The organism is Microthrixaceae bacterium, assembly GCA_016702505.1.
Lineage (GTDB): Bacteria > Actinomycetota > Acidimicrobiia > Acidimicrobiales > Iamiaceae > Aquihabitans.
This window is the reverse complement of record JADJDU010000007.1, coordinates 270617-283687: the sequence shown is the minus strand read 5'-3', so window position 1 is coordinate 283687 and position 13071 is coordinate 270617. Positions and strand designations below refer to the sequence as shown.

Here is a 13071-nt window from a genome sequence, read left to right as displayed (position 1 = left end):
CCGTTCTCCACGGCGGAACTGCGCGACGAGATCCGCCACTCGTTCTGGCTGCTGAACCGCGTCGCCTCCGCGAAAGCGCTGGAGAAGCTGCTCAAGAAGCACGAGGTCTTCAAGGACTACACGATCATTCTCGCCGCTGGTGACGGGCGATCGGACGACGGTGACCCGGTCGTCGCCGGCAAGGCCTTGGAGAAGGTGCGCGCGGCAATCGAGGACGCGGAGCAATCAGGCGGCAAGACGATCACCCTGTCAGTGGGCCAGCTCACCACGGGCGTCACGGTGCCGGAGTGGACCGCAGTGATCATGCTGTCCGATCTGTCCTCCCCGGCGCTGTACATGCAGGCCGCATTCAGAGCGCAGAATCCATGCACCTTCGAGCGCGCCGGGCGCGTGTTCCAGAAGCAGAACGCCTACATCTTCGACTTCGCTCCCGAACGCACGCTGAGGATCTTCGACGTGTTCGCCAACAACCTTCACCCGAACCCGTCTGGCGACCAGGCCGTGCGGCAGGAGAACATCCGCACGCTTCTGAACTTCTTCCCGGTCATCGGCGAGGACGCCGAGGGGCGGATGATCGAGCTTGACGCCTCTCAGGTCCTTACGTTCCCGCAGGTATTCAAAGCCCGCGAGGTCGTGCGCCGGGGGTTCTTGTCAAACCTGCTGTTCGCCAACGTCGCCGGCATCTTCCGCTACTCGGAACACGTCAAGGAGATTCTCGACAAGCTACCGACTGCGAAGCAGGGCAAGGTCAAGGCGGGCGAACCGATCGAAATCCCTCAGCCGCCGCCTGTCACCGATGCGGACGGCAACGTCCAGGTCGACGTTGAGACGGTCATCAATCCCAAGGTCGACGAGCTGGGCAAGCCGGTCTATCGGATCGAGGACATCCCGACCCCTGATCCTGACGCGCCCGCGGCCACCGCAGCAGCCGCTATCGCCAAGGCTGTGACCGAGCAGAGCCGCGCCAAGCGCGGAGCTGAAGGACGGAGTATGGGCTCACTGCAGCACAAGTTGAGCGCGACCAGAAACGCACCGAGCACGCTGTGAAAGACAAGGTCGAGCGCGTACGCTGAGCACAACATTGCCAGCAAACACCTTGAGGAGGAGATCAAGCTCGCCGCCACCGAGGCCGAGGCCGCGGCCATCGAGGCGATGAAGGCCGAGCAGGAGCAGGCCTTCAAGCAGAACATCCTCTCCATCGTCGAGGACACGATGGACACGATCGTGCCGGAGGTGGTGACGCGCCGAGACCAAGAAGGAGCAGAAGCGCGCGAACCAGACCATGGACGACGCCCGCTCACACCTCCGGGGCTTTGCGCGCACGATCCCGATGTTCCTGATGGCCTACGGCGACCGCGGCATCCGCCTGTCGAACTTCGATGACTACACACCCGATGACGTGTTCGAGGAGATCACCGGAATCACCGAAGCCGAGTTCCGGCTGCTGCGCGACGGCCAGGAAGTCACCGAGGCTGACGGCACCGTCACGAAGATCCCGGGCCTGTTTGACGCGGCGGTGTTCGACCAGTCCGTGCAAGAGTTCCTGGACAAGAAGGAGGCCTTGGCCGACTACTTCGATGATGCACAGACCGAGAACATTTTCGCCTACATCCCGCAGCAGAAGACTTCGCTGGTCTTCACCCCGCAATCGGTCGTGAAGATGATGGTCGACACCCTCGAAGCCGAGAACCCGGGTGTCTTCACCGAACCGGACAAGACGTTCGCCGATCTCTTCTCGACCGCCGGCCTGTTCCTGATGGAACTGGTACGCCGTCTCGACACGGGCCTCGCCGACGTCTTCCCAGACTAAGACGAACGGCTGCGGCACATCCTGACCTCACAGATCTTCGAGATGAGCCACAACCAGATCCTGCACCGCATCACCATCGAGGCCGTCTCCGGCGGTGTCCCCGAGCGCAAGGGGTGGATCGAGGACTCTGGCCACTTCCGCGTCGGGAACCTTGCCAGGATGTCCTCTGGGGAACGGCAGAAGATGGTCGACGACATGCTTAGCGAAGGGCGCTGACCGTGAGCAAGAAGTTCGACGTCGTCATTGGCAACCCGCCCTACCAGGAGGAGGCCCAAGGCGCTGGCACCCGTGACACGCCGGTGTACCACCTGTTCATGGACGCGGCCTACGAGGTGGGGACGAAGGCCATCCTCGTTACTCCGGCGCGCTTCCTATTCAACGCAGGATTCACGCCGAAGGCGTGGAACGAGAAGATGCTCGCCGATCCGCATCTCACTGTTCCGATCTACGTCCGCGACAGCTCGGAACTGTTTCCAGGCACCAAGATTCGCGCTGGGATCGCTGTGACGTACCGGGACGCGGACCGCTCAGGCGCGCCAATCGACACGTTTACGCCGTACGACGAACTCAACTCGATCCTGCACAAGGTGCGAGAGTCAGGAACGGCCTTCATCGAGACCATGGGCATCACGAGCTCACGCTCATACCGTTACACCGATGTCTTGTACGACGACCACCCGGAAGCTCTCGAGCTCCGGCCAGAGGGCAACACCGCGCTGGTCAACACAAACACATTCGAGCAGTTCTCCTTCCTCTTCCACGAGACCCGACCTGATGACGACCACGACTACGTTCAGGTACTCGGTGTGATCAAGAACAAGCGTTACCGCCGATGGATTCGTAGCGAGTACATCACTGGCCCCGAGAGCTTCGACAGATACAAGGTCGCGCTCCCGGCAGCAAACGAGAGCAACAAGCTTGGGTGGATGGCAGCCCCGGAGGTCGTCGAGCCCAGCGTTGCCGTAACCCAGACGTTTCTGACCATCGGTGCGTTCGAGACAGAGGCCGAGGCGCAGTCATGCTTCTCCTATGTCAAAACGAAGTTCGCGGGCGATGCTCTACGTCTTGAAGGTGACTCAACACAACCCTCGCTCGACGTGGCGGTTCGTCCCGGCGCAGGACTTCACGTCGCGGTCAGACATCGACTGGACCAGATCGATCACTGAGATCGACCAGCAGTTGTACGCCAAGTACGGCCTCGACGCCGAAGAGATCGCCTTCATCGAATCCATGGTCAACCCGATGGACTGAGGTGGGACGGCCGGCCAAGGTGGTGAAGCCGCCGAATCGGCCCCCGTTTCGCCGCTTGGATGCAAACGCGCCTGCAAACGGCAGCTCGTCCGGAGGCGTCCAGGCTGTGTCGTCCCGTCCGGCGATCGCCGCGAAAGCCCTGGTAGAGCAACTGCACGACACGGCCGGACATCCGCCATCACGTACCGCGGCAGACTCATAACACGAAGGTCGCAGGTTCAAATCCTGCCCCCGCCACCATCGAAAACGCAGGTCAGGCCCCACTTCTTGGAGTGGGGCCTTCTGCTGTCCAGCGGCAGAAGGCCGATTTCTACTGCCCTTCTACTGTTCGATTCCGCTAATGCCCTGGTCAGGGCCTGATCTTCGGGCCACCAACCCGAAGGTCAAGCACACCGTTCGCCGATGCTCGCAGCCGGGTACGGCGCATTGATGGTTCGACCGGTGCCGGGCGCCCACCTCGACCGCTGGCGCCGCTGGACCTGGGAGTCGCTGCGCTGCTGATCGTCTCATGGGCGACGTCCGCGGCGGTGGGCTCGCACCAGCAGGTCCGTGTAGCCGTTGGTGAACGACGAGAACGATCGCCCCGGCTCTTCGAGCACCTCGATCCGGGAGAAGCGGGGCAGGAGCTCCTCCCACAGGATGCGGAGCTGGAGCTCGGCGAGCCGGCTCCCCATGCAGAAGTGGATGCCGTAGCCGAAGGAGAGGTGGCGGTCGGCGTTCGGTCGATCGAGGTCGATGGCGTCACCGTTCGGGAACACCGCCTCGTCCCGGTTGGCCGAGGCGTACCACATCAGCACCTGGTCGTTCTTCCTGATCTGCTTGCCTCCGAGCTCGCAGTCGCGGGTCGCGGTGCGCCGCATGTACGCGAGCGGGGTCTGCCACCGGATGACCTCTGGCACGAGGTCGTCGATGCGGCCGGGGTCGGCGACGAGCTTCTCGAACTGCTCGGGGAAGCGGTGCATCCCGTACACGCTCCCGGTCATCGTGTTGCGGGTTGTGTCGTTGCCGCCCACGATCAGGAGCAGGACGGTGCCGAGGTGGTCGAGTGCCGTCTGCTCCTTCGTCTGGTCGCCGTGGACCAGCATCGACACCAGGTCGTCACCGGGTGCCTCCCGACGCTGCTCCCACAGCTGCTCGAAGTGCTCGTAGCACTCGCGCAGCTCGATCAGCTTCTGTTCGATCGTCTCCACCACGCCGCCGGGCACCGGCACGGCGAACACGATGTCGGACCAGCGGGTGAGCTTCCGGCGGTCCTCCATCGGGAACTCGAAGAGGCTGGCGAGCATGGTCGTCGTCAGCTCGATCGACACCGTGTCGACCCAGTCGAAGGGCTCGTCGGGGAGCGACTCGAGCACGTCGATGGTCCGCTGCCGGATGAGGGTTCGAGGTGGCGGAGGTTGCCGGGTGACGAGACGCTGCGGACGGTCTTGCGTTGTCCGGTGTGCTCCGGCGGGTCCATGGCGATGAACGGCGTGAAGCCGGCCATGCCGGGGATCGTGTCGTCGAGCACCTGCTCCATGAGCGAGATGACGTACGCGGAGGAGAACGTCTGCCAGTCGCCGTCGATGGCGGATGTGTCGTCGTACCGGGTGACCGACCAGTAGCGACCCGCTACATCGATCTCGTTGAGGTGCACGGGGTCGTCGGCTCGCAGGCGAGCGAAGTGCTCGGGCCAGACGTGGTCGCGGAACAGGTGGGGATTGGCCGGGTTGATCTCCTCGATCGGCAACTCGGACGCCGGGGTCAAGACGGTGCCCAGGTCGGCGAGGATCTGATCGGGACCCCGGAACGAGGGATCGATCTCGGGGAGTTCCAGATGTTCGGACGTTGGGTTCACGGCAGCACCTTCTCCTTCCGGTTGTCGGACCGACCGCACGGGCATCCCGAGCACCTGCGGGGGCAGCACGTTGTTCGAAGGTCGAGGATGCCTCCGGATCGACAAACAATCAAGTGTTTGTTACTTTAGACGGAGCGTCAACACGGAGGCGAGAGATCATGGGACGACGAAGCGGCGTCACCGTCGAGCAGACCCGCCAGGAGCTGGTCGAGGCGGCGGCGCGCGTGTTCGCCCGTCACGGCTTCGAGGGTTCCTCCGTGGCCGACATCTGCGCCGAAGCTGGGCTCAGCACCGGGCCCCTATACACGAACTTCGGTTCGAAGGAGGCGCTGTTCGGGGTGGTCCTCGAGCACTGGGGCAAGGAGGCCTACGACCGTGCGATGCGCGCCGGTACGGACCCTGAGGCGACCGTGAACATCGCCGACACCGTCACGGCGGCCGGCCGGGTCATCGAGCGAGGACCCCACGAACTGGGCCGACTCGTCGTCGAGGCGTTCGCGATCGCCGGGCGCGACGAGACCGTCGCCGGGACCGTGCGGGCCTGGGTGACCCAGGACGAGCAGCAGATGACCGAGGAGATCCGCGCCGGCCAGGGCGCGGGCGTGCTCGACGAGACGATGGGGGCGCGATCCATGGCGAGGATGAACACGATCATCGCCCTTGGGGCCCACCTGACCCGCGCCCTCGACCTCGACCTCCCGGACCAGGACGAGTGGTCGGCCCTGGTCGACCGACTCGTCGACAGCCTGCGCGCCCACCCCTGACCGATCCGAGTCCGATCCCCGAGACAGGAGCCACCATGGCCGACCGCAACTTCCCCTACGCCGAGACCTTCGAGGTCCACCGCACCTTCCCCGAGCAGGGCCGTCCGAACGACGAGGTGCTGGCCGAGATCCGGCACATGGCCGACGCCGAGCGGGTGCACTGGAACACCGGCAAGGCCTCGGGGACCCTCTACTCGGGCGACGAGGACCACTACGAGTACATGGCCGAGGCGTTCGCCATGTTCGGGCACATGAACGCTGCAGCGGGACCTGTGCCCGAGCGTGACGAAGTTCGAGGGGAGATCATCGCCATGACCCTCGACATGCTCGGTGCCGGGGCCGTCACCGACACCGAGCCGGCGGGCCTGGTGACGACCGGCGGCACCGGCAGCATCTTGCACGCCATGCTGGCGTACCGCATCGCCGGGTCCGCTCGCGGCGTGACTCGGCCGAACGTGGTCAAGGCCGCTTCGGCCCACCCGGCGTTCGACAAGGGGTGCTTCCTCTTCGGCATGGAGATGCGAGTTGCACCGCTCGACCCCGAGACGACCCAGGTCGACGTGGCGGCCATGGCCGAGCTCGTCGACGACCAGACGGTGGCGCTCGTCGGGTCTGCGGGGAACTACCCCTACGGCACCATCGACGACATCGAGGCCATGTCGGACCTGGCGCTCGAGCGCGGCGTGGGCCTCCACGTGGACGGCTGCCTCGGTGGGTTCATCCTGCCGTGGGGACGCGACCTCGGCTACGACATCGCGCCGTTCGACTTCTCCATCCCCGGCGTCACGACCATCTCGGCCGACACGCACAAGTACGGCTACGGGTTCAAGGGGACGTCCGTGGCGGCGTTTCGCGACAAGGAGATGCGCAACAGCGTCTTCTACTGCCTGCCCGAGTGGACCGGCGGCAAGTACAACTCGCCCGGCATCGACGGGTCCCGCTCGGCGGGGCTGCTGGCCGCCACCTGGGCGGCGCTCGTCGGACTCGGCAAGGAGGGGTACCGGGCCTACGCAGACGAGATCTTCCGCACCTCGTACGCCATGCAGGCCGCGGTCACCGCGCACCCCGAGCTGCGGATCCTCGGGTCGCCGACGTTCTGCTTCTCGTTCACCAGCGACGAGATCGACATCTACCACGTGAACGACCACCTCCTGTCGCTCGGCTGGCGGCTCAACGGCCAGCAGTACCCCGACGCCGTGCACATGGCGGTGACCCGCCCCCAGACCGCTCCAGGGGTCGTCGAGCGGTGGACCGACGACCTCGCCGCCGCGGTGGCGTACGCCCGGGCCCAGCCCGAAGATGCCCGGCCCCTCACCGGCGCGATCTACGGAAGCGTCGAAGGCGGCATGACCGACGAGGTCGACGAGTTCATCCGAGAGCAGCTCACGCTGTACATCGAGCGCTCCCTCGCCCTCCCGCCCCAGCGCTGATCGCGTCCGCGGTGACCGGCGCACCTAGGGAAGAGGTATCGGCGTGACCCGCCGATACCTCCTCACCATCGACCTCGGCACGAGCGGGCCCAAGGCGGCGGTCGTGTCCGACGACGGCCGCCTGGTGGGCACAGCGCGCGGCTCTGTCGAGACGGTCCACAGACCTGACGGAGCCGCTGAGCAGGACCCCGAGGCCGTGTGGCGGACGACGCTCGACGCCGCGGCCGCTGCGCTGGCGCATGCGCAGGTCGACCGGTCATCGATCGCGGCCGTGGTTGCCTCAGCCCAGTACTCCTCGATCGTCCCCGTCGCCGCCGACGGCTCACCGGTGGGCCCGATGATCACCTGGATGGACACCCGGGGATCGCCGAAGCGGCTCCGGAAGCTCGACGGCTACCCGCGTCGAGCTGCCTCGCCGACCGGCCTGCTGGAATCCGTGCGGGTCCACGGGCTGGCACCGGTGGAGGCGGGGATGAGTCTCAACCACATGCGCTGGCTCCGCTACGGCGAAGCCGAGATCTACGGCCGGGCCGAGGCGCTCCTCGAACCGGTCGACTACCTCACGGCCCGCCTCACCGGCCGGTGCACCGCGAACCGCTGCTCGTCGTTCATGCAGATGCTCTCCGACAACCGCCGCGGCGCCATCGCATCGGGCGACACACGGTGGCACCCCGGCCTCGTTGCCCGGTCGCTCATCGATCCGGCGAAGCTGCCCGAGCCGGTGGCCGTGGGCAGCGTCGTCGGGACGCTCACATCCGAGGCCGCCACGGCCCTCGGACTGCCACCGACCACCCTGGTGCTGTCGGGCATCAACGACACCCAGGCCGGGGCGATCGCCGCTGGAGCCTGGCGAGGCGACCACGCAGGCCTCGCGATCGGGACGACGTCGGTGATCACGACGCACGCCATCCGCAAGAAGGTCAACCCGCTCCGGACCTTGTTCACCATGCCCAGCCCGCTGGGTGGGAACCACCTCGTCGCCGCCGAGAACGGGGTGGCCGGCGCCGCCGTCGATCACTTCCTCGACCAGTACATCTATGCCGACGACGCCTTCGGCGCACCAGCGTCGGCTTCGGAGCGCTACCAGGCATTCGATGATGCCGTCTCGAGCGCGGCACCCGGGGCGGCGGGCCTCCTGTTCCTCCCGTGGCTCGCCGGATCGCTGGCGCCGAGAGCCGACCCTCGGATGCGCGGCGGGTTCATCGGCATGGGACTAGGCACGACCCGGCACGACCTCGCTCGAGCAATCGCCGAGGGCATCGCCCTCAACCTCCGCCGCGTGCAGGGGCCCGTCGAGACGTTCACGGGACGGCCGATCACGCAGTACTCGTTCTACGGTGGCGGGTCCGGGTCGCGGGCTTGGGCGCAGGTCCTCGCCGACGTCTTGGACCGCCCCGTGCACCGCATCGCCGACGGCGGGTTCGCGAACTCGTTCGGCACCGCGATGTTCGGCTTCGAGCAGCTCGGCATCGCGTCCGCCGAGGACCTTGCCGACCAGCTCGCCATCGCGGACACCTCGGAACCCGACCCGACCCACCGGGCGCGCTACGACCACCTCTCCGGAACGTTCCAGGAGGCCCACCGGCGGACCCGCCCGCTGATGCACAGCCTCAACGCCTGAATGCACCCGCACCCCTGACCAGAGGAACCCGTCACCGCCATGACCACCTTCTCCACATTCACCGACGATGCCCTGGGAACCGACGATGTCGTCGGCCTGCTGCGGCGCCTAGCCGCCAAGGAGGTCACCGTCGCGGAGCTGACCGCGGCCGCCATCGCCCGAGCCCGTGAGGCAGACGAGCACCTCGGTGCGATCGCCGCCGAGCGCTTCGAGGACGCTCAGCGCGAGGCCGATGTCCACGCGGGCGGTGCGTTCGCCGGCATCCCGACGCTCATCAAGGACATGGTCGACGTCGCCGGGCTGCCCACCCGGTTCGGCTCGGACGCCTTCCCGACTGCGGCTCCCGCCGCCAAGAACGATTCGTTCGTCCAGCAGATGGTCGATCTGGGCATGACGGTCATCGCCAAGACCACGATGCCGGAGTTCGGGTTCACCCCCTCCACCGAGTTCCCCGACGGCCCCTGACCCGGAACCCGTGGAACCTCGAGCGCTCGGCGGGCGGGTCCTCGGGCGGTTCCGCTGCGATGGTCGCTGCGGGGGTGGTCCCGATCGCCCACGCGGCCGACGGCGGGGGCTCCATCCGGATCCCGGCGGCGTGCTGCGGCCTGGTGGGCCTCAAGCCGAGCGCCGGCCGGCTGATCGCGTCGAAGAACACGGCGCACCAGATCGTGCCCATCGTGGCCGACGGGGTCGTGACCCGGTCGGTCCGAGACACGGCCCACTACTTCGCCCACGCTGAGCAGCACTACCTCAACCCGAAGCTGCCCCCGATGGGCCTGGTGAATCGGCCGATCGAGCGTCCGTTGCGCATCGCCGCCCTCGGCCGCGTCCCGGAGATGGGTCAGGTCGATGGCGTGGTCCAGGCCGCGTTTGTCGACACCGTCCGCCTGCTCGAGGACCTCGGCCACCGGGTGACACCCATCGAGCCGCCCGTCGCACCCACGTTCGCCGACGACTTCCTCCGGCTCTACCAGCTCTTCGGCGCCGCCACCGTCAAGGCCGGCCGGCAGGTCTGGGGCCCGGCGTTCGAACGGGAACGGCTCACGGAGTTCACCGAGGGCCTCGGTGCCGCGTTCGGGGCGAACTGGCACCGCGCACCCGGTCTCGTGCGGCGGCTCCGGGCCACCCGCAAGGAGCTCGCCGCTCGCACCCAGGGCTACGACGTGGTCCTGTCGCCCACGGTGGCGCAGATCCCGCCCCTCCTCGGATACCTCGGCATGGACCTAACCTATGACGTGCTGTTCCCCCGGGTCATGGAATGGGCCCACCTCACGCCAGTGGCCAACGCAGCGGGGACGCCGTCGATCAGCCTGCCCCTGGCTCACGACGCTGACACCAACCTCCCGATCGGGATGATGGTCAACGGCAGCTACGGCCAGGAGCGCACCTTGCTGGAGCTCGCGCTCCAGCTGGAGGCGGCACGGCCCTGGCCGATGCTGACCGGACCGTGATCCGCACCGCCCCAGGAGCTTCCCGATGACCAAGAGCCGTGCCCTTCGAGCCGTCGAGTCCTTCACGAGGATGCCGAAGGTGTTGGTGGATCGCAACCGCCAGCCGCCGCCGTGGTGGTCCGATGCGCGCCTCGGCATCTTTATCCACTGGGGGCTCTACTCGGTGCCGGCGTTCGCCCCTAGGAAGACGGGCGAGGAGCTCCTTGCCTCCGGGATCGTCGATGTGCAGTCCGAGTCGCCCTACGCCGAGTGGTACGGGAACTCGATGCGGTTCCCCGAGAGCAGCGTCGGGCGCTACCACCGCGAGCACTTCGGCCACGCGCCCTACGCCGCCTTCCGGGAGCCGTTCGAACAGGGCCTCGATTCGTGGGATCCCGAGGCCTGGGCGGCCTCCTTCGCCGCCACGGGTGCGGGTTACGTGGTCATGGTCACGAAGCACCACGACGGCTACTGCCTGTGGCCCACCGAGGTCGAGAACCCCAACGTCCCGGGTTGGCACTGCGAACGGGACCTCGTGGGCGAGCTGGCCGGTGCCGTGCGGGCGGCGGGGATGCGGTTCGGTATCTACTACTCCGGCGGGTACGACTGGACGTTCAACGACGCGCCGATGGGCCGGCTCCTCGACTCGGTGACGGCGGTGCCCTTCGGCGACTACCCGGCCTATGCCGCGGCGCACATCCGGGAGCTGATCGACCGGTACGAGCCGTCGGTCCTGTGGAACGACATCTGCTGGCCGGCGCGCAGCAAGGAGATCTTCCCCCTGTTCGAGCACTACTTCGATGTCGTTCCCGAAGGGTGCGTCAACGATCGGTGGCTCCCGGCGTTCGACGCGACGACGCTGCTCAAGATCCCCGGCCTTCGCCCCGGACTGGAGAAGCTCGTCCGCTCGCAGGGGGCCAAGCGGGGCATCGTCCCGCCCCCGGTCCCGTTCTCCCAGTTCCGCACACCCGAGTATGCCGATCTTCCGAACGGCATGGAAGGACCTTGGGAGATGACCCGCGGCCTCGACCTGAGCTTCGCCTACAACCGCAACTCCACCGACGACGACTACCTGACCCGCACCGAGCTGATCGGCTCCCTCGCCGACACGATGGCGAAGGGCGGCAACTTCCTGGTCAACATCGGACCACGCGGCGACGACGCCGCCATCCCCGACGAGCAGCTGACCCGCCTCGGCTGGATGGCCGAGCAGAACGCCACCCAGCCGTGGCGCGACATCGAACGCACCCGGGACCGGGTCTAGCGGTGGCGACCGCTCTTCCAGCGCCGAGCTCTCGTTCCGACACCCGTCCGAACACGACCCAATCCTTCGCCCACGTCGCGGAGCACGCCAGCAGCCCGAACCAATCCTCGATCAGACCAGGAGCTCCCATGCCAACCGCCGAACACGTCGTGCCGGCTTCCGTCAGCACCTTCACCGATGACCTGCTCGCCAGCCACGACACCGTCGCGCTGACGGAGCTGGTGCGCTCCGGCGAGATCTCGTCCAGGGAGGTCGTCGACGCTGTGATCGCTCGGGCCGAAGCCGCGGCGCCGCTCGATGCCATCGCCACGGAGGACTTCGAACGGGCACGGGCCGACGCCGACCACCCCCGCACCGGGCCGTTCGCGGGCCTCCCAATGTTCATCAAGGACAACACCGCCGTGGCCGGTCTCCGCACCGGTCACGGCACCGATGCCATGGCGACGGCCCGTCCGGCAGCGGCCGACGGCCCGATCACCGCGATGCTGCGCGAGTTCGGGGTCATCGTCATGGGCACGAGCCGCCTACCCGAGCTCGGCCTCATCTGTTCCACCGAGTTCCCCGCCGACCCGCCGGTGCGGAACCCGTGGGCCACCGGTCGCAGCGTCGGAGCGTCGTCCGGGGGATCTGGCGCGCTGGTCGCAGCTGGTGTCCTGCCGATGGCCCACGCCAACGATGGCGGAGGTTCGATTCGCATCCCCGCTGCCGCGAACGGCCTCGTGGGCATCAAGGGCACCCGCAAGCGGATCTTGCAGTTCGATCCGAAGGTGCAGGACAAGATGCCCGTCGACGTCGGCGGCGAGGGCGTCCTGACCCGCTCGGTGCGCGACCAGTGCGCGTTCTACGCCGCGGCCGAGACGGCCTTTCACCATCCGCCTCTGCCGCCCGTGGGTCTCGTCGACCGCCCTCTGGATCGGCCGTTGCGCATCGCCGTCCACGTCGATTCCCCGGCGGCAGAGGTGGATGCCGCCACCGCCGAGGGTCTCCGCTGCACGGTCGATCTGCTCACGTCCCTCGGGCATGAGGTGACCGAGGTCCGAGCGGCGGTCGGCCCGCAGTTCGTCGATGACTTCGTCCTCTACTGGGCGCTGGCCGCCCTGACCGTCGAGCGCTTCGGCACCCGCCTCGTCGATCCCGCGTTCGACCGCCGGCGGCTCACTGCGTTCACCAAGACGCTCGCCGCGCACGCGCGACGGAACCTGCACCGGGCCCCCGCCGCCATCCGGCGCCTCAAGGCCAGCACTCAGCAGGTCGACGCCAGGCTCGGCGACCACGACGTGCTGCTGCACCCGACGATGGGGCGCGTCACGCCCGAGCTCGGCTGGCTGCACACGGGACTGGACTTCGAGACGGCCATGCCGCGGATGCTCAGTTGGGCCAGCTTCACGGCCCTCTACAACGCCTCCGGCCATCCCGCCATGTCGCTCCCGCTCGCCCACGACGACGCCACCAACACGCCGATCGGCATGCACTTCACGGCCCGGTGGGGACAGGAGCGCACCCTGCTCGAGCTCGGCCTGCAGCTCGAAGCGGCCCAGCCCTTCCGCACCCTGGCGACGTGACCTGTATCAGCCGAGGATCGCGGAGCGTCGGCCGGCCTGACCGGGTCCGGCCGCTCCACCGCTGTTCGACCACTCATGAAACTGAGGGGCCTCCATGGCCGA

At 67.5% G+C, this 13071-nt stretch carries 10 protein-coding genes and 2 pseudogenes; 11 read left to right on the top strand and 1 reads right to left on the bottom strand.

Annotation, left to right across the window (positions count from 1 at the left end; genetic code table 11):
• The 4 genes and pseudogenes from IPG97_08620 to IPG97_08605 form a co-directional block, all read left to right on the top strand.
• A partial coding sequence (locus tag IPG97_08620) for a restriction endonuclease subunit R (protein MBK6856594.1) occupies positions 1-1047 on the top strand: 1047 nt, incomplete at its 5' end.
• A 235-nt stretch (positions 1048-1282) separates the two neighbouring features.
• On the top strand, positions 1283-1810 hold the full coding sequence (locus IPG97_08615; GenBank protein MBK6856593.1) for a hypothetical protein: 528 nt from the start codon (positions 1283-1285) through the stop codon (positions 1808-1810).
• A gap of 42 nt (positions 1811-1852) precedes the next feature.
• The gene (locus IPG97_08610; GenBank protein ID MBK6856592.1) at positions 1853-2026 is read left to right on the top strand and encodes a hypothetical protein; all 174 of its coding nucleotides are present in this window, start codon (positions 1853-1855) and stop codon (positions 2024-2026) included.
• 2 nt (positions 2027-2028) lie between these two features.
• A pseudogene (locus tag IPG97_08605) lies at positions 2029-3061 on the top strand (Eco57I restriction-modification methylase domain-containing protein).
• A gap of 506 nt (positions 3062-3567) precedes the next feature.
• Here IPG97_08605 and IPG97_08600 read toward each other — a convergent pair.
• Positions 3568-4943: pseudogene (locus tag IPG97_08600) on the bottom strand (cytochrome P450).
• Between the two features lie 113 nt (positions 4944-5056).
• On the opposite strand from IPG97_08600, the gene IPG97_08595 reads away from it, so the two are divergent.
• From IPG97_08595 to IPG97_08565, 7 genes are all read left to right on the top strand, one after another.
• Positions 5057-5662 (top strand): TetR/AcrR family transcriptional regulator, encoded by a 606-nt coding sequence (locus IPG97_08595; GenBank protein MBK6856591.1) that lies wholly within the window; start codon positions 5057-5059, stop codon positions 5660-5662.
• A gap of 35 nt (positions 5663-5697) precedes the next feature.
• Entirely contained in the window at positions 5698-7092 is a 1395-nt protein-coding gene (locus IPG97_08590) for an aspartate aminotransferase family protein (GenBank protein MBK6856590.1), read from the top strand.
• 43 nt (positions 7093-7135) lie between these two features.
• The gene (locus IPG97_08585; protein ID MBK6856589.1) at positions 7136-8713 is read left to right on the top strand and encodes an FGGY-family carbohydrate kinase; all 1578 of its coding nucleotides are present in this window, start codon (positions 7136-7138) and stop codon (positions 8711-8713) included.
• 39 nt (positions 8714-8752) lie between these two features.
• Positions 8753-9178 (top strand): hypothetical protein, encoded by a 426-nt coding sequence (locus IPG97_08580; protein MBK6856588.1) that lies wholly within the window; start codon positions 8753-8755, stop codon positions 9176-9178.
• A complete protein-coding gene (locus tag IPG97_08575) occupies positions 9175-10164 on the top strand; it encodes a hypothetical protein (protein ID MBK6856587.1) in 990 nt (329 codons plus the stop codon). The genes IPG97_08580 and IPG97_08575 overlap by 4 nt, the downstream gene beginning before the upstream one ends.
• A gap of 70 nt (positions 10165-10234) precedes the next feature.
• On the top strand, positions 10235-11407 hold the full coding sequence (locus IPG97_08570) for an alpha-L-fucosidase (protein MBK6856586.1): 1173 nt from the start codon (positions 10235-10237) through the stop codon (positions 11405-11407).
• A 128-nt stretch (positions 11408-11535) separates the two neighbouring features.
• Positions 11536-12969, top strand: a complete 1434-nt coding sequence (locus IPG97_08565) for an amidase (protein MBK6856585.1) — start codon at positions 11536-11538, stop codon at positions 12967-12969.
• Positions 12970-13071: the final 102 nt, after the last annotated feature.